The sequence below is a fragment of the Paucidesulfovibrio gracilis DSM 16080 genome (genome assembly GCF_900167125.1).
In the GTDB taxonomy this organism is placed as follows: domain Bacteria; phylum Desulfobacterota; class Desulfovibrionia; order Desulfovibrionales; family Desulfovibrionaceae; genus Paucidesulfovibrio; species Paucidesulfovibrio gracilis.
Window position 1 is genome coordinate 1 of sequence record NZ_FUYC01000004.1, and the last position, 16,916, is coordinate 16,916.

General features: G+C 57.5%; 11 protein-coding genes and 1 tRNA gene. 2 read left to right on the forward strand and 10 right to left on the reverse strand.

Annotated elements, in window-relative coordinates; genetic code table 11:
* Positions 1-341 precede the first annotated feature (341 nt).
* The 3 genes from B5D49_RS06265 to B5D49_RS06275 all read right to left on the reverse strand — a co-directional run bounded on the left by B5D49_RS06265 (position 342) and on the right by B5D49_RS06275 (position 1,965).
* Positions 342-433: transfer RNA gene (locus tag B5D49_RS06265), tRNA-Ser, on the reverse strand.
* Positions 434-513: 80 nt separating this feature from the next.
* Positions 514-1,425 carry a dihydroorotate dehydrogenase gene (locus B5D49_RS06270; protein ID WP_078716831.1) on the reverse strand — a complete coding sequence of 304 codons (912 nt, stop codon included), beginning with the start codon at positions 1,423-1,425 and terminating at the stop codon, positions 514-516.
* Positions 1,426-1,443: 18 nt separating this feature from the next.
* Positions 1,444-1,965 (reverse strand): iron-sulfur cluster-binding protein, encoded by a 522-nt coding sequence (locus tag B5D49_RS06275; protein WP_234990646.1) that lies wholly within the window; start codon positions 1,963-1,965, stop codon positions 1,444-1,446.
* A 290-nt stretch (positions 1,966-2,255) separates the two neighbouring features.
* Between B5D49_RS06275 and B5D49_RS06280 the strand changes: the two genes are divergently transcribed.
* Positions 2,256-4,241, forward strand: coding sequence for a peptidase U32 family protein (locus B5D49_RS06280; protein WP_234990647.1), 1,986 nt, complete (start codon positions 2,256-2,258; stop codon positions 4,239-4,241).
* A 50-nt stretch (positions 4,242-4,291) separates the two neighbouring features.
* Here B5D49_RS06280 and B5D49_RS06285 read toward each other — a convergent pair whose 3' ends face one another.
* The 6 genes from B5D49_RS06285 to carB all read right to left on the reverse strand — a co-directional run bounded on the left by B5D49_RS06285 (position 4,292) and on the right by carB (position 13,951).
* The gene (locus tag B5D49_RS06285; protein WP_078716833.1) at positions 4,292-5,098 is read right to left on the reverse strand and encodes a PhzF family phenazine biosynthesis protein; all 807 of its coding nucleotides are present in this window, start codon (positions 5,096-5,098) and stop codon (positions 4,292-4,294) included.
* 107 nt (positions 5,099-5,205) lie between these two features.
* Positions 5,206-7,551 carry a penicillin-binding protein 1A gene (locus B5D49_RS06290; RefSeq protein WP_078716834.1) on the reverse strand — a complete coding sequence of 782 codons (2,346 nt, stop codon included), beginning with the start codon at positions 7,549-7,551 and terminating at the stop codon, positions 5,206-5,208.
* A 9-nt stretch (positions 7,552-7,560) separates the two neighbouring features.
* The gene (locus B5D49_RS06295) at positions 7,561-8,112 is read right to left on the reverse strand and encodes a YkgJ family cysteine cluster protein (protein ID WP_234990648.1); all 552 of its coding nucleotides are present in this window, start codon (positions 8,110-8,112) and stop codon (positions 7,561-7,563) included.
* On the reverse strand, positions 8,109-9,122 hold the full coding sequence (locus B5D49_RS06300; protein WP_078716836.1) for a KpsF/GutQ family sugar-phosphate isomerase: 1,014 nt from the start codon (positions 9,120-9,122) through the stop codon (positions 8,109-8,111). The genes B5D49_RS06295 and B5D49_RS06300 overlap by 4 nt, the downstream gene beginning before the upstream one ends.
* Positions 9,123-9,155: 33 nt before the next feature.
* A complete protein-coding gene (gene purF, locus B5D49_RS06305; RefSeq protein ID WP_078716837.1) occupies positions 9,156-10,583 on the reverse strand; it encodes an amidophosphoribosyltransferase in 1,428 nt (475 codons plus the stop codon).
* Positions 10,584-10,705: 122 nt separating this feature from the next.
* Positions 10,706-13,951, reverse strand: a complete 3,246-nt coding sequence (carB, locus tag B5D49_RS06310) for a carbamoyl-phosphate synthase large subunit (RefSeq protein ID WP_078716838.1) — start codon at positions 13,949-13,951, stop codon at positions 10,706-10,708.
* A gap of 213 nt (positions 13,952-14,164) precedes the next feature.
* Between carB and B5D49_RS06315 the strand changes: the two genes are divergently transcribed.
* Entirely contained in the window at positions 14,165-15,118 is a 954-nt protein-coding gene (locus B5D49_RS06315; RefSeq protein ID WP_078716839.1) for a YbgA family protein, read from the forward strand.
* Positions 15,119-15,177: 59 nt separating this feature from the next.
* Here the strand turns inward: B5D49_RS06315 and B5D49_RS06320 are convergent, their stop codons facing one another.
* On the reverse strand, positions 15,178-16,902 hold the full coding sequence (locus tag B5D49_RS06320; protein WP_078716840.1) for a YcaO-like family protein: 1,725 nt from the start codon (positions 16,900-16,902) through the stop codon (positions 15,178-15,180).
* Positions 16,903-16,916 lie beyond the last annotated feature (14 nt).

The window sequence follows — 16,916 nt, forward strand, 5'->3', positions numbered from 1 at the left end:
CGACCGCGAAACGGCACATTGCGTATGAACCGCCAAAAACTGTCTTTGAGGCGCAATGCCCGGCTTTGACAGTGAGGACAGGCTGGCTGACCAGTGTACTCAACTTCGATCACCGCAGGCTGAACAGACACGATCTTTTTGATTGTAAAATCCGGCAATCCAATTAGAATCCGCTCCACAAGCTCAACTCCTTTTTTTAGTCGGAATCGAGTTCGCTTGTAGGGTCTGGCGAGTCGTTTTGCCAGACCCTTTTTTTAGGAATTCTTCGCGATTGCCCCTTTATTTGATGGAGAGCCAGAAAAGCCCCTACTCAGTGTGAGTAGGGGCTTGTACTGTCGAAATGGCGGAGAGGAGAGGATTTGAACCTCCGGTGGAGTTTCCCCCACACACGCTTTCCAGGCGTGCTCCTTAAGCCGGACTCGGACACCTCTCCGCGAGGAAGAATGACCTAATATAAAACAATTTTGCTGGCAAGGGGTAAAGGGGTAAAAAAATAAAAAAAGTTTTTTCCCCTTATATTTCAAGCGTACCGCGATAGCTGTCCCAGGACGTAATGCCCATGTTGTAAACGAGATGCGCCAGGTCATCGACGAGACGGAACGCAAAGTCAGGACGCAGGAAGTTGGCTGTCCCCACTTGGACGGCGTGCGCTCCGACCAGGATAAATTCCAGCACATCCTGGGCGCAGGAAATGCCGCCAATGCCCACAACTGGAATGGAAACGGCCTGTACCGCTTGATGGACACAACGCAGGGCAACGGGCTTGATTGCCGGACCGGAAAGCCCGCCCACCACGTTGGCCAGAAGCGGCTTTCGGGTATGGATATCCACGGCCATCCCAAGAAGCGTGTTGATCAGGGAGAGGGCGTCAGCGCCGCCTTGTTCCGCCGCCTTGGCGCAAACGGAAACGTCCGTGACATTGGGAGAGAGCTTGACCCAGACGGGCTTTGCCCCGGCAGCCTGCTTAACGGAACGGGTTACGCGTTCAATCTGGTTCGGATCCGCACCAAAGAGTGCTCCGCCCTGACTAACGTTTGGGCAGGAAACATTAACCTCCAGCGCGGCCACTTCTTCTCGGTCTGCCAGGATTGCGGCGAGTTCCGCAAATTCCTCCGGAGCGCAGGCATAGAGATTGGCCACCAAAGGTGTTTTTTTCCAAGGAAAGGTCGGCAGGACATTTCGCATGAAGGAGTCAACGCCGGGGTTTTGGATGCCGATGGCATTGAGCATGCCGCAAGGGGTTTCGGCAATGCGGGGCATGGGGTTGCCTTCACGGGCCTTAAGGGAGAGTCCCTTGGCTACGACACCGCCCAACGTTTCCAGGTTGCCAAAATTTGAAAATTCCATACCGAACCCGAACGTGCCGGAGGCCGTGAGTACCGGGTTTTTGAAGGAAAGACCGGCAACGTCTACACTGAGATCCATAGCTACCTCCGAATGTGTCTACAGGGTGACGTCTGTGGCCCAGAAAACAGGTCCGCGAGTGCAGGTCTGCACATGATGGCCTTTGCCGTCCTGGCACACACAGCCGAGGCAGGCTCCCACGCCGCAGGCCATGCGATTTTCCAGAGAAAGCTGCGCTCTGGCTCCGAATTCCAGTGCTGCGGTCCGTACTGTGCGCATGAAGGGGGTCGGTCCACAACACAGTATTAGTCCGTCTCTATATTCATTTACTTTGTCACGCACCGCTTTGATGATTTTGGGCAGGTCATCGGAACTGTTTTCTTCCAGGCAGGAATGGGGACATTGGGAAAACGCAGTATACGGGTAACATTCCACAGGTAGGCGATGGGCAAAGACCAGTTCCACATTTTGCGAGGTGGGGTGCGCTTCCATGTAGCCGACGAACGGGGCAATGCCGATTCCTCCGGCCAGGAGCAGGGTCGGGGTGTCTGGTTCCACGGCAAATCCATTGCCCAGCGGACCCCAGACAACAACCTTGTCACCGGGGGAAAGTTGTGCCATTCGTGCCGTTCCCCGGCCTACGTTTTGGAAGAAGATGGACAGATCTCCATCCGGCCCTTGGACGCGTCCAATGGAGAAGGGGCGCCCCCAAAGCAGGGAATGGTCCCAGTCCGACGGCCGGATCATAACGAATTGGCCGGGCCGCCAGTTGCTCCAGCCTGGATTTTCCAGGCGAAGCTCAAAGAATTCTCCTGGCCGGACCGATTGACCAATCGGCAGCACTTCACCTACGCTAACTTCCCTGCAAACCTTTTTTACCATGGGCTTAGCCCTCTTTGGACAGATTGACGATGAATACAAATAATAATGCCGAGGCCTTTGTCCCGGAGATCATGGCTCCCGCCGGTGGGCGTGAGAGTTTCTTGGCGGCCATGGCCGCCGGTGCCGATGCCGTTTATCTTGGGCTGAAGCATTTTTCTGCACGCATGCAGGCCAACAATTTTTCCATCAGCGAATTGGCGCGGCTTACGCATTTGGCGCATGATCAAGGAAGCAAGGTGTACGTTGCCATGAATACCCTGGTCAAGCCCGGAGACGAGGACGCGGCCGGGCGTCTGCTGGATCGGGCGGCCCGGCTGGTGCACCCCGATGCCTTGATCGTGCAGGATCCGGCTATGTTGCTTCTGGCGAGGCAGGTGGGGTTTCAAGGCGAACTACATCTTTCCACGTTGGCGAATATCACGCACCCTGCTGGGCTTGCCATGGCTCATGACATGGGGGCCGATCGTGTGGTTATTCCCAGGGAACTGAATCTGGACGAAGTACGGCAGATGACGGAGGCGTGCCCCGAAGGGCTGGATTTGGAAATATTCGTGCATGGGGCGCTTTGTTACTCGATTTCCGGTCGGTGCTGGTGGTCCAGTTACATGGGCGGGAAAAGTGGCCTACGCGGGCGCTGTGTGCAGCCCTGTCGGCGTCTGTACCGTCATGGGCGGGATGATCAGGGACGGCGGGCTTTTTCCTGCATGGATTTGAGTCTGGATGTGTTGACGAAACCCCTATTGCAGATGCCCAAGGTCAGCGCGTGGAAAATCGAGGGACGGAAGAAGGGACCGCACTACGTTTATTACACGGTGAAGGCCTACCAGCTATTGCGCGACCACCCCAAGGATGCCCAGGCTAAAAAGGACGCGCTCAGTCTGCTGGAACAGGCCTTGGGACGCCCCGGCACTCATTCCGTGTTTTTGCCGCAGCGGACATTTACTCCGGTGCAGCCGGACAAGGATACGGGATCTGGGTTGTTTCTCGGACCAGTTCGTACCCAGAACCGCAAACCCTATTTGAAGCCGCGTCAGGAGCTGTTGCCCGGGGATCTTCTCCGTGTTGGGTATGAGGATGAAGCCGGGCATCGGGTTTTGCCCGTGCGCAAACGTGTTCCCAAGGGGGGGCGTCTGGACCTTCCGGGAGGTCGTGGTCCTTCGGCAACCGCTGGGATGCGTGTCTTTCTGATCGACCGTCGGGAGCCGGGTTTGATGCATGCCATGCGCGACCAGGAAAAACGCTTGGCTGGTGCGGACGATGCGGATTCGGCCGGAGGGTCGTCATTTGTACCCACCATGCCGCGTCCTGTGAAACTATCCGGCTCGCGGCATATCAGCTTGTTCCGTACTCCGCCAAAAGGGAAAGTACGTTCCGAAACCGGCCTCTGGCTGGAAGATCGGTTGGTGAGTAATTTGCCCAAACCGCTGGGGCGTAAGATTTGGTGGTGGCTTCCCCCCGTGATCTGGCCAAATGAGGAGCCGCGCTGGAAGGAATTGGTCCAAATGGCGTTGGACAAGGGCGCGCGGACATTGGTGTTGAATGCTCCCTGGCAGCGTGCCTTGGTGCCTGACGGCGATGTGCGCCTTTTGGCTGGGCCGTTTTGCAATATCGCCAATGCCATGGCGGTGCAGGTTTTGGCGGAGCAGGGGTTTTCCGGTGCGTTTGTAAGTCCGGAACTTTCCGGGGAAGAGTTTTTACGTCTCCCCGCGGAGTCGCCGTTGCCGCTGGGAATGGTGCTGAAAGGTTCCTGGCCCTTGGGCATCTCCCGTGTGCTGGGACAGGGTGTCAAACCTGGCGAAACATATTCCAGTCCCAAGGGAGAGGGGTGCTGGGTGAAGCCCCTGGGCCAGAATTATTGGGTATATCCGGACTGGGAACTGGATTTGTCTAGCGAGTCAAAGGCGCTGGAGCGTGCCGGATATGCCTGGCTTGTGGATATGCGGGAGAATTGGCCCAAAAAGGTACGCGCCGCACAACGTACAAGCAAATTCAACTGGCATTTGAAGTTGCTCTAAAAACCGTGTGCAGCGGCGTCCCCTGGCGAGGCCGAAAAACGGTATTTCCCTCAAGTGTGGCAGGACTCTTCGTGTTCCAGGTAGATTGTGCCTTTGAGGTAGAGGACTGCGGGACCGGCGATTTTTACGCGGTCGCCCATGTGACGGCAAAGCAATTCTCCACCGCGTTTTGAAACCTGGTAGGCTCGGAGTTCCGACTTGTTCAGTCGATCGGCCCAGTAGGGAACCAGCGTACAATGCGCCGACCCCGTGACCGGGTCTTCCGGAATGCCAACGCTGGGCGCAAACACCCGGGACACGAAGTCGTATTCCTCGCTTGGGGCCGTGACGATCATGCTCAGTCCGTCCAGCTCGGCGATGCGTTCCATGTCCGGGGAGAGGGTTCGGATTTGTTCTTCGGATTCGAATACCGCCATGAAATCCTGGTAAAAATAGAGTTCGTCCGGTCTGGCGCCCAAGGCGCGCTGCACCCGCTCCGTCACCTGGAAGGGCTTTGCCGGCCAGGATGGAAAGTCCATGGAAAGCACGCAACCCTGGTCCCGATCCACAAACAGTCTGCCGCTTCGGGTGGCGAAAACAATGCATTGGTCTTGGTAGCCCAGCTGCTCGAACAGAACATGGGCGGCCGCCAGTGTCGCATGACCGCATAAGTCGACTTCTCCGCAAGGCGTGAACCAGCGAAGCTCATAGTATTCACCGCGTTTAACAAAAAAGGCGGTTTCGGAGAGATTGTTTTCCTGCGCAATACCGCTCAAAAGGTCATCGCTGAGCCATTCAAACAACGGCACTACGGCTGCGGGGTTGCCTCCGAACAAGCGTGAAGAAAACGCGTCCACTTGATAGAGTTCCAGCTTCATGGTTTTCCTCCAATTCAGTTGACCGGCCGTCTGGTTTGATCCGGTTTGGGCTGCTCAAGAAGGAGAAAGAGATGGCGGCCGAACCAGCGGCCGCCATTTGGAAGGCTTTAGAATCCCTGCTTGAGCAGATCGTCATCCACCCCCTGAGCACCGGGAGCTGTGGAGCCCGGATTTGTCGTGGGCGTGGGGACGGGCTGCGTTCCTTCTTTGAACGGCAGAAAGTAGGATACCATACGCATGCCGTCTCGGGAACCCTCTTCAAAACTGGCGCGGGATATGACGATACCGTCAGGTTGTTCGAAGTCCTGAAGCGGATAGTCTTCCTCAATTTCCTTACGATAATCAATCCAGATGGGAAGGGCCGTGGAACTGCCCGCTTCGCCGGCTCCCATGGAGCGCGGTTCATCAAAGCCGACATATACGCCAGTGAGCAGGTACGGGGAATAGCCCATGAACCAGGCGTCACGCTCATCGTTGGTGGTGCCTGTTTTCCCGGCCAGTGGGCGGCCCAGGACACGGGCGCGCCGTCCGGTACCCTGTTGTACGACCTCCTGCATCAAGTAGCAGATTTGGTAGGCGGTTTGCGGGCTGATGACTTCGTGGGTAACAGGCTCCGAGGAATAGATTTGTTCTCCCCAGACATCTTGGACTTCAAGAACAAGGCGCGGTTCGACCCAGGAACCGCCGCGAGGGAATACCGTGTAGGCGGAGCAGAGGTTGATGGGCGTCACCGAGGCGGATCCCAGGGCTACAGAGAGATCTTGCGGGAAATCCGCCTCCAAACCAAGGGCTTTGGCACGTTCGATGATTTTTTGGATGCCGACTTTGTGCGCAACGCGGATGGTCACAAGGTTTTTGGATTTGACCAGCGCGGTCCGCAGGGACAGCCACCCGTAGAAGCGGTGAGCGTAGTTTTCCGGCCGCCAGACCGATCCATCTTCGTTCTCAAAGACGATGGCCGTATCCTTCACCAGGGTAGCCGGGGTCATGCCGTTGTCCAGAGCCACGGAATAGACCAATGGCTTGAAGGCCGAGCCTGGCTGGCGGCGGGCCTGGGTGGCGCGGTTGTACTCGCTTCTCATGTAGTCGTAGCCGCCCACCAATGCGGGAACCTCGCCGGTTTCCGGGACGATGGAGACCAGGGCGCCTTGCACTTCGGGTTCCAGCTCAAGGTCAAAGATCCAATCTTTTTCCCCCTGCTCGGGCCGTTCTTTTACCGAAACCCAGACCACATCTCCTTTCCCCACGACCTTGCGTGCATCGGAGATTTTGCGTGCCCAGGATGCGCGTTGCCGCAAATTTGGTTTCCGGCACCAGGACATGCTGGAAACCGGAATCGTCCCGGTGAGCGGTCCAACTTTGATTTGGGCTTTGGATTTGCTCACATCGGTGACCATGGCCATCAGCCAGTCGCCGGCAGCAATGTCGTCGGGTACGACTTCCTGGGCTTCCAGGCGTTGCAGGAGTTGCGGATCTTCGTCCACGTTGCCCAATGGTCCGGGCCAGCCGCGCCGCTTGGCCGAGTTTTCCAAACCCTCGCGCAGAGCGGCCTCCGCTGCGGCCTGATGTTTGGGGTCACAAGCGGTGTAAACGGATAAGCCACGCTCGTACACTTGGTTCTTGCCGTATTTGTCGATGAGCCAGCGGCGAACTTCTTCCAGGTAATATGCCCCTGTTCCCCAGGAAGGATCGGGCATGCGTTTGAGTACTATTTCCTGTTCAAGGGCTTCTTGGCGTTCCGCTTCGGTTATCCAGCCCTGCTCGTGCATTTGGCCGAGCACGTAGCGTTGACGATCTTTGGCAAGATCGAAGTTGGCGTAGGGACTGTAGCGGCTGGGAGCCTGTGGCAGCCCGGCAAGCATGGCGCATTCCGCCAGGGTCAGGTCCAGGGCGTGTTTGCCGAAATACGTCCGCGCAGCGGCTTCCACGCCGTAGCTGTTGGAGCCGAGAAAAATTTCATTGAGGTAGATAGTGAGGATTTCCTCTTTGGTCAGATAGTTCTCCAACCTATAGGCGAGGATAGCCTCTTTGAGTTTGCGTTCATAGCTTTTGACGTTAGTGAGCAGTAGCTGCTTGACGATCTGCTGGGTGATGGTGCTGCCGCCCTGTTTGACCCGTCCGGACTTGAGGTTGATCAGGAAGGCCCGGAAAATGGCCATGAGATCCACGCCTTCATGATCGTAGAACGCGGCATCCTCGGCGGCCAGAAAAGCCATGGGAAGCCATTTGTTCATTTCGTCAAGCCGCACAAGGAAGCGCTTTTCATGATAGAAATAGCCCAGAACGCCGCCCTGTTTGTCGTAGACGGTGGTGACCAGGGCGGGGGTGTAGTCCGTGATTTCCGTAAAGTTGGGGAGATCGGCCGAGGCCCAGCGATAGAGTCCGTAAAAGGAACCGGCCGCAAGGATGGTCAGGGCCGTGGCCGTATAGAGCAGGTATTTGAGAATCTTCATAGGCTCACATCAAAAGCTGCGTTTCACCGGTTTGGAACCGGCAGTGGGAGGAAGTCCCCAGGCTAGGCGCAAGCGGCCCATCAGGTCGCGTACCGTGCCTGCGTTGGTATCAAACGTCTCAAACATGCGAAGCAGGTGTACCGCCTCCCTGCGGGCAAGGCAAGACGGCGAATCAAAAACGCTGACCTCGTTGTGCACCACCCAGAAGGGAAACAGCCGGCAATAATAGGGTCGGAGATCCTGCGGTATGCGGCATCCTTTGGAACCCAGGAACCGACAGGCTCCGCTTGCGTCCACGGCAAGCCGGAAATGGAATTTTTGCCGCGGGAACAAAGCCAGCACGCGTTCCTTTTCCCCGGGGAAAAGGCGCAAAATATTGTGAACGAATCCCTCCGTATTTTCCTGGAGGGCAAAGCCGCCTTCGTCCGGCTGGAATTCCTGGATCCGTTCCTTTTCGGTCTGAGACAAGGGAAAACAAAATTCTTCCTGGCCCGGTTCCAGGCGGCAGCAGGTTGGTCCCTGAAGGGCGCAACGTTTGCAGATGGAAGGATCGGAAGTCACGATGTCCCGTCATCTCCGTTGGTGGAAAATTTGACTCGCCCCTTGCCCAAAAGATCGTGCAGATGCACGAGGCCCAGCAATTTGTCGTCACTGTCCAGGACCGGCAGAACCGTAATCTGATGCGATTCCATCACATCCAGCACTTTGGCTGCGGATTCCTGAGGGTGGGCCGCCTTGGGGTTGGCGGTCATGACCGTGTTTGCGGGCAGAGCCGGATCGAGGATGCCCTTGCTGGCCAGGCGACGTACATCACCATCCGTGAGTACGCCGGTGAGCCGTCCCGCCTGATTTTCGAAGACGACCAGTCCGAAGCCTCCAGCATCGAGCACCTGGAGTGCCTCGCTCATGGTTGCGTTGTCCGGGACCGAGGGCAGTTCGTCTACATGCATGAGGTCGGCAACGCGTTTACTTAACCGTTGGCCCAAAGCTCCCCCGGGATGATAGCGGCGGAAGTCGCCTTTGTCGAAACCCTTGAGCTGCATGAGGCAGACGGCCAAAGCATCTCCCACGGCCAGGGTGGCTGTGGTGCTGGCGGTCGGGGCCAGTCCCATGGGGCAGGCCTCGCGCGGCACCGCCACCTGAATGACGGCGTCGGCCAGTTTCGCCATGGAGGAATCCTCCTTGGCGGTCATGGCGATGACCCAGGCTCCCAGAGAGCGGAGCGTCGGCAGGATGGCGTTCAGTTCGTCCGTTTCTCCGCTGTTGGAGATGGCCAGCACCACGTCCTCGGAGCGGATCATGCCCATGTCGCCATGGGCTCCTTCCACGGGATGCAGAAAAAAGGAGGGAGTGCCTGTGCTTGAGAGTGTGGCCGCGATTTTTCGGCCGACAAGTCCTGACTTGCCGATGCCCGTGACAACGAGCCGTCCGGCGCAGCAGGCGATGCGGCGGACAGCCGTGGCGAATCCTTCGTCCAGTTGTTCCTTGACCGCAGTCAATCCCTGGATTTCAATATCCAGCACGTTCCGGGCCATATCCAGCAAATGCGTATCCGCGTTGCCGTTGGTCATTCTTCCCACCTGCGGATGCGTGAGCGAATCACGCTATTTATTGTTGCAGTATTCTCCGATAATGCCGGGCCGGGCCACGTCCTCCAGGCAGAGCTTACCGCCGTTGGTGGAGGGAGCCACGGGATAATTGCCGTCGAAACATGCCAAGCAGTACCCGTCACGCTTGTGGACGGATTGCAGCAGTCCGTCGATGCTCAGGTAGTGCAGGCTGTCCAGGCCAATGAATCGGGCGATTTCCTCCACCGTGTTGTTGGCTGCGATCAATTCTCCCTTGGAGGAAAAATCAATGCCGTAAAAGCACGGGAACCGGATGGCGGGGCAGGAGACACGCATATGGATTTCGCGGGCACCCAGTTCACGAAGTTTTTTCACCCTTGTGCGGATGGTGGTGCCGCGCACGATGGAATCTTCCACGATGAGAATGCGCTTGCCCTTGATCATGCTGCTAACGGGGTTGAGTTTGACCCGAACGCCAAAGTCGCGCATGTCCTGCGATGGTTGGATAAATGTACGTCCCACATAGTGATTGCGGATCATGGCCAGTTCCAACGGAAGGCCTGATTCCTGTGCATATCCCACGGCCGCGTAGTTTCCGGAGTCGGGAAAGGGCATGACCATATCCGCGTCAACCGGGGCTTCACGGGCCAGGATCGCGCCCATCTCCTTGCGCCGTTCGTACACGACTTCGCCGAAGACGGTGGAATCGGGGCGTGCAAAGTAAATCAGCTCGAAAATGCAGGAGGAGCGGGGCTGCGGTTTGGTGATATTTCGTGTGGTGAGCTTGCCATTGTCCACGATGATCATTTCACCGGGTTCCACAGGGCGGAGGTATTCCGCCTCAATGAGGTCAAAGGCGCAGGTTTCCGAGGCAAAAACATAGCTGTTGCCCACTCGGCCTAGGGCCAGCGGACGGAATCCATTGGGATCCTTGATGGCGATAAGTTTGTTATTGGCCAGGATGAGCAGGGAATAGGCGCCCTTGAGGCGGCCGCAGGCCTTGGCGATGGCGTCTTCCAGGGTGTTGCCGTTCAGGTATTTGGCAATGAGATGGACCAGCACTTCGGTGTCCATGGTGGTCTGAAAAATGGAGCCTTGCTGTTCCAGTTCACGGCGCAGCTCGTAGGTGTTGACCAGATTGCCGTTGTGGGCCACGGCAAAGCGGTGTTCGCCATGTCGGACCATGAAGGGCTGGGCGTTGCGCAGCAGGGAAACGCCTGTGGTGGAGTAACGGATGTGGCCCACCGCCACTTGACCTTTCAACTCCTTACCGAGATGACGTTCATTGAACACGTCGGCCACAAGCCCCATACCGCGCTGCTCCCGGATTCCATCACCATCCCAGGTGCAGATGCCTGCTGACTCCTGGCCGCGGTGCTGCTGGGCGTAGAGACCAAAATACGTCATCCGTGCGGCCTCGGGGTGGCAATCAATGCCGAACAGACCACAGTACTCTTTTTTCATTGTACGAAATCCCCGCGATCACTTGCCCGGTCCATGGGAAAACCGGGGCGTTCTGGTTGTGTGCGTTTGTGCATATGGCCGGAGGCGCGTTCTTGGTTAAAAGAACGCGCCTCCGATCAGGATTATTGTTTTTTGTTGTCGTGATATTCTTGAAGGCAACGGACCTGGAGTCCTGCCTTGCGTACATCCTCAATGGCCTGGACCGTGGCTTTGGCACCGGCCACGGTGGTCACGTAGGGGATGTTGTAGAGCAGGGCCGCCTGGCGGATGTCCTTGGAGTCATGAACGGTTTTTCTGCCGGACACGGTGTTGATGACTAGGCTGATTTTGCGGTTTTTGATGTGGTCCACCACGTTGGGCCGCCCTTCATAGACTTTGAGCAATGGCTCCACGTCGGTGACGCCGTTGTCGTACAGATGCGTGGCGGTTCCTCGTGTGGCCATAACGCGGAAGCCCATCTCCCGGAATTTTTGCACAATGGGCAGAATGAGCGGTTTGTCCCAGTCATTGACCGCCACGAAGATTGTTCCTTCCTCGGGCAGCACCTGCCCGGCAGCGAGCTGCGCTTTCATGAAGGCGGGACCGAACTCGTAGTCGATGCCCATGACCTCGCCGGTGGAACGCATCTCCGGTCCCAGGATCACATCCACGTTGGGGAAGCGGTTGAAGGGGAACACTGCCTCTTTGACCGCGACCCAGCCTTTTTTCCGCATGGACCACGGGTCAATGTCGTTCAGTTTTTCGCCGAGCATCACGCGTGTGGCCAGTTTGGCAAGCGGCACGCCGGTCGCCTTGGAGACAAAGGGAACGGTTCTGGAAGCCCGGGGGTTTACTTCGATGATGTAAACCTCGTCGTCCTTGATGGCATACTGAACATTCATAAGGCCGACTACGCCCAATTCCAGGGCCATAGCCTTGGTCTGCCGTTCGATTTCCTGAATCAGGTCCGGGGAGATGCTGTTGGGCGGCAGCACGCAGGCGGAGTCGCCGGAATGGATACCCGCTTCCTCAATGTGTTCCATTACCCCGCCGATGTAACAGTCCTCGCCGTCGGCCAGTGCATCCACATCCACTTCCACGGCATGTTCCAGGAATTTGTCGATGAGCACCGGGTGTTCCGGGCTTACCAGCGCGGATTCACGGAAATAGCGTTCAAACTCTTCCATGGAATAGACAATGTCCATACCGCGTCCGCCCAGGACGTAGGAGGGGCGCAGAACCAGGGGAAAACCTATCTTTCCTGCGATTTCCTGTGCCTGGACAAGGCTCATGGCCGTACCGTTCAGAGGCTGGCGCAGGTGGAGTTTTTTGAGCAACCGCTTGAATCGTTCCCGGTCTTCGGCGCGGTCGATGGCGTCCGGAGAGGTGCCGATCATGGGTACACCTGCTTCCATGAGCGAAACAGCCAGATTCAGAGGGGTTTGCCCTCCGAATTGAATGATGACGCCGTCGGGTTGTTCAAACTCAACGATGTTGAGCACGTCTTCAAAGGTCAGCGGTTCAAAATACAGCCGGTCCGAGGTGTCGTAGTCCGTGGAGACGGTTTCCGGGTTGGAGTTGACCATAATGGATTGGATGCCCATGTCCCGGAGCTGGAAGGAGGAATGGCAGCAGCAATAGTCAAATTCAATGCCCTGACCGATACGGTTGGGACCGCCGCCCAGAATGATGATTTTCTTTCCCGGTGCGGGAGTAATTTCCGAGCCGCTCTCGTAGGTGGAATAGTAGTAGGGGGTATGGGCCTCGAATTCCGCGGCACATGTATCCACCAGATAGTAGGTGGGGACGATGTCCCATTCCTTGCGGAGCGAGCGGATTTTGCGGGGCGAGGTTTTCCAGAGTGTGGCGAGTTGCTGGTCGGAGTAACCATATTCTTTTGCCCGGCGCAGGATGTCGGCCAGTTCCTGGTCCTTGTTTTCAATGCCGTGCTGCTTGCCGAATTCCTGCAGGGTGTTTTCCATTTCCAGCACCTGCCGGATCTGGCGGAGGAACCAGGGGTCGATGAAGGACGTTGCGTAAATTTCCTCGTCATCGACGCCGCAGCGCATGGCGTTGCGGACGGCGTAGAGGCGTTGGGAATTGGGGTTGCGCAATTCCGTGAGCAGTTCGTCCTTGTCCAGGGGGCAGGGGGCGAAGTGTTTGCCCAAGCCGGGCATACCCACTTCCAGGGACCGTAGTCCCTTTTGCAACGCTTCCTTGAAGGTTCGTCCGATGGCCATGGTCTCACCCACGCTTTTCATGGCGGTGGTCAGATGATCTTCGGATCCGGGGAATTTTTCAAAGGTAAAGCGCGGGATTTTGATCACGCAATAGTCAATGGTCGGCTCAAAGGAGGCCATGGTCTCGCGGGTGATGTCGTTAGGCAGCTCGTCCAGGGTATAGCCCACGGCAAGCTTGGCCGCGATTTTTGCGATGGGAAAGCCGGTAGCCTTGGAGGCCAGGGCCGAAGAGCGTGAAACCCGGGGGTTCATCTCAATGATGACCAGCTCCCCGTCTTCCGGGTTCACCGCAAACTGTACGTTGGAGCCGCCGGTTTCCACACCGATTTCGCGCATGATGGCCAGAGCCGCGTCACGCATCTGCTGGTATTCCCGATCCGTGAGCGTCTGAGCCGGGGCCACCGTGATGGAGTCGCCGGTGTGTACGCCCATGGCGTCCAGGTTTTCGATGGAGCAGATGATCACGCAGTTGTCTTTTTTGTCCCGCATGACCTCCAGCTCGAATTCTTTCCAGCCCAGGACGGACTGCTCAAGCATGATTTCGTTTTTCATGGAAAGAGCCAATCCTTTTGAGGAAATGGCTTCCAGTTCTTCCATGTTGTAGGCTACGCCGCCGCCGGTGCCGCCCAGAGTATAGGCAGGCCGCACGATGATGGGGAAAGATATCTTTTCGCCCCAGGCGCGCACGTCGTCCATGCTGCGGGCGATGCCGCTGGCGGGTACCTTCAGGCCGATATTTTCCATGGCTTCGCGGAACAGCTGTCGGCTTTCAGCCTTTTGGATGACGGCCTCATTGGCGCCAATAAGTTCCACTCCGTATTCTTTCAGTACGCCCATTTCCGCCACGGCCAGGGCCGTGTTCAGGCCGGTCTGTCCGCCCAGGGTGGGCAGCAGGGCGTCGGGTCGCTCTTGGGCAATAATGCGGGCCACGGTTTCCGGCTCAATGGGTTCCACATAGGTGCGGTCGGCCAGTTCCGGGTCGGTCATGATGGTGGCCGGGTTGGAGTTCACCAGGACCACTTCATAGCCTTCCTCTTTGAGGGCTTTCAGCGCCTGGGTGCCGGAATAGTCGAATTCGCAGGCCTGTCCGATGACAATCGGGCCGGACCCGATCAGCATGATCTTCTTCAGGTCGGTGCGTTTGGGCATGGACTTCCTTCAGAAAAAAAGGTTGGATGATGTCATGTGTTGAAGCAAGAGAACATAAGCCATCTTCAGCCGATGAGCAAGCGTGGACCCTTGGTCCTCAATAGGTGGGAAATCCCATGGATTGCGGTATGATGTTTCGTTGGCTTGTCTGACGAGCTTTGGAAAATGGTGGTCGCGGAACCCATCTAGATCTGATGCTGATGAGGAGGTCGTATGTCGGAACAACCAAAAGTGGGCATTGCCGAATGTCTGCTTGGAAAGAATGTTCGGTTTGACGGTGGTCATAAATTGGATCGCTACCTGCGGGATGTCCTGGGGCGTCATGTGACGTATGTTCCTGTCTGCCCCGAGATGGAATGCGGTATGTCCATCCCCAGGGAGGCAGTGCGCTTGGTGGGTGACCCGGAATCCCCTCGGTTGGTGACCAGTCGTTCCGGAGTGGATTGGACCTCGCAAATGCAGGACTGGGCGAAGCAGCGCCTGGACGCGCTGGCTGGGGAAGAGCTTTGCGGGTACATTTTTAAGTACGGCTCCCCTTCCAGTGGCATGAGCCGGGTCAAGGTGTATCCGGAAAAGGGCGGCCCACCGTCCATGAAGGGCCGCGGCATGTTCGCAGGGATGTTCATGGACCGATTTCCGCTGTTGCCCGTGGAAGACGACGGACGACTGAATGATCCAGGGTTGAGGGAAAATTTCATACAACGGATTTTTACGACGCACCGCTGGCAGGCCGTGCTTAAGTCCGGGTTGACGCCTGGGCGTCTGGTGGACTTCCACTCCCGGCATAAGCTGTTGGTCATGGCTCATAATGTCCAGGCTTACCGTGACCTGGGAAAGCTGGTGGCCCAGGCCGGAACCATGGATCTGGCCGTACTTTCAGATCGGTATTTTGAGCGGCTGCTGCACGGCATGCGTCGTCCCGCCACTCTTAAAGGGCATCGCAACGCCCTGGATCATTGCCAGGGGTATTTCAAAAAACAACTGGAACCGTTTGAAAAGCAGGAATTGCGGGAGGTCATTGCCCAGTATGCCGAAGGACTGATCCCACGTATTGTCCCCATCACCCTGTTGAATCATTATGTTCGAAAGTACGGTCAGGAGTATCTGGCCGCTCAGGTGTACCTCAATCCTCCGCCTAGTGAGTTGAAGCTTTTAAACCACGTTTGAAGTGGAAGAAGCTGGAGAAACGACCGCTCCCGGCCTGGAAAATGGTCGGGAGCGGTTTTTTAGGCAGAAAGCTGGGAGGACTCGTCTTTCAACAACAAAAGATAGTTGCGGAAGAGCCTTGGGCAGAGATTGCTGAACACGTCAAATTCGTTGAGAAGTTCGAGTCCAGGGACAATGGCGCGGCATACGGGGATTTCCAGGTTGGCGCGGGTCATGTCCGCATAATGGGGGGAAAGGTTGTTGGCTACAAGGGTCTGTTCCAACACCTGGAGATCGCCTGCGGCGCTGCCGGTGGAAAGATCGGGAAGGTCTTCCACTCGTCGTTCCGGCAGGTTCGCGGGCGTGGGAGCGCTGGCCGGGCCAGGCAGGGGATACGGTGTTTCCGTGAGTGCGGAAACAAGAGCCCGGGGACCGCTGAGTCCGCAGCCCAGCCCCTTGTTCACGTCACCGCGCAGCCCCGTAACAAAGGATCGGTAGCATGGAACACCGAGTTCCGTGGTCACGTCCTGGAACCAGACATGGATGCCGTGTTCTTCCAGTCGGTCCAGATGTGTCCGCAACTCTGGATCATCCGTGCGGATACGGAAGCAGTGGTGCAGGTTCAGGGGGTGTACCGCGTCCGCGTCTCGTTCCAGCACTTCGCACAGAGCCGAGAGCCGGGCTTCTTCCGTGGTATTGCCCGAGGCGAGTCCTGTGGATCCCAGTGCGCCGAATAAATTTTGTTCATCTACATTACAGAAAAGATAGGCCAGCTGTGCCGGAACCAGGGCCGGTTCCACTCCATGGAGCGAAACCCGTTCCGCCGCCATCCAGTGGAGCTGCTGTCCCTGATACGGTACTTCCGAGCGCAACGCCATGAGATCCAGGGCACCTTGCTCCCGCAGGTCGTCCAAGGTTCCGCGAACAAGAGCGCCGTTGCCACGCAGGCCGTCAATGCCGTTTTTTCCGATGGAGGCATAGGACGAAAAGCGTTCCGCCACTTCCATGGCGTAGGAAGCTCGTGCTGCTTCTTCTGTCATTCCGCGTCCATAGCTCGTTTGCAGTCCCTTGAAAGAGTGCTCGTTGCGTCCATTGCGAACGACGATGCGAAATCCCCAATGCCGTAGGCGGGCAAAGGGGCTGAGGCAGGCTTTGTGTTGCATTTCCGGGGTGGCAAAAGCGCCGGCGTTTTGGAGTCGCCGGAGCGCATTGAGCGCGGTCTCTAGGGCGGGTTGCCGTTCCTGGGCCGGAGGGAGCGTGTCGGTCAGCCTGCGGCGAATATCTTGGGCGGCAGTCCAGGAAAGGACGGCCCGGAGTTCCTCTTCATCGTATGGAAGGTCCAGTCCTTCGTGGTCGGGACCGGCGCGATCCGGTGCAGGGAGCGGCGCGTGGGTGTCGGCGTTGGCCGCAAAATGGCGGGACCAGGCAACGTGCTGTTCTCGTTGGGGCATCAGGTGCCAACGCAACAAAATGCCCGGAGTGTTGCGGGCGGCCATAGTCATATCCAGCCCATCCAGGCTGGGGCGAAGTTTTTCCAGGCGTTGGTGAGAAAGGCAGGCTTCGCCGAGCAGGGCGGAGAGCACCGGATCTTTGCGCTGATCCTGCAATACGGTGGAGAGAAATTGTTCTACCTTGCGTGTGCGCAGTTTGCCGAGCTGCTCCACGGCAAAGCGGTGCATGAAATCATCGTAGGGTGCGGCACGCATATGGTCCAGTATTTGGTTCAGGCTCAAGTTCGGGGCGGGCAGAGCCGCAAAGCAGCCGACTCCGGCCACGGTGTCCATCAGTTTCAATTCGTATTGCATGGGACGTCCTTTGG

Excerpts from the sequence above, each read along its gene's own strand:
- B5D49_RS06270 (WP_078716831.1), bottom strand. The coding sequence starts at position 1,425 with ATGGATCTCAGTGTAGACGTTGCCGGTCTTTCCTTCAAAAACCCGGTA.
- B5D49_RS06275 (WP_234990646.1), bottom strand. The coding sequence starts at position 1,965 with ATGGCACAACTTTCCCCCGGTGACAAGGTTGTTGTCTGGGGTCCGCTG.
- B5D49_RS06280 (WP_234990647.1), top strand. The coding sequence starts at position 2,256 with ATGAATACAAATAATAATGCCGAGGCCTTTGTCCCGGAGATCATGGCT.
- B5D49_RS06285 (WP_078716833.1), bottom strand. The coding sequence starts at position 5,098 with ATGAAGCTGGAACTCTATCAAGTGGACGCGTTTTCTTCACGCTTGTTC.
- B5D49_RS06290 (WP_078716834.1), bottom strand. The coding sequence starts at position 7,551 with ATGAAGATTCTCAAATACCTGCTCTATACGGCCACGGCCCTGACCATC.
- B5D49_RS06300 (WP_078716836.1), bottom strand. The coding sequence starts at position 9,122 with ATGACCAACGGCAACGCGGATACGCATTTGCTGGATATGGCCCGGAAC.
- purF (WP_078716837.1), bottom strand. The coding sequence starts at position 10,583 with ATGAAAAAAGAGTACTGTGGTCTGTTCGGCATTGATTGCCACCCCGAG.
- carB (WP_078716838.1), bottom strand. The coding sequence starts at position 13,951 with ATGCCCAAACGCACCGACCTGAAGAAGATCATGCTGATCGGGTCCGGC.
- B5D49_RS06315 (WP_078716839.1), top strand. The coding sequence starts at position 14,165 with ATGTCGGAACAACCAAAAGTGGGCATTGCCGAATGTCTGCTTGGAAAG.
- B5D49_RS06320 (WP_078716840.1), bottom strand. The coding sequence starts at position 16,902 with ATGCAATACGAATTGAAACTGATGGACACCGTGGCCGGAGTCGGCTGC.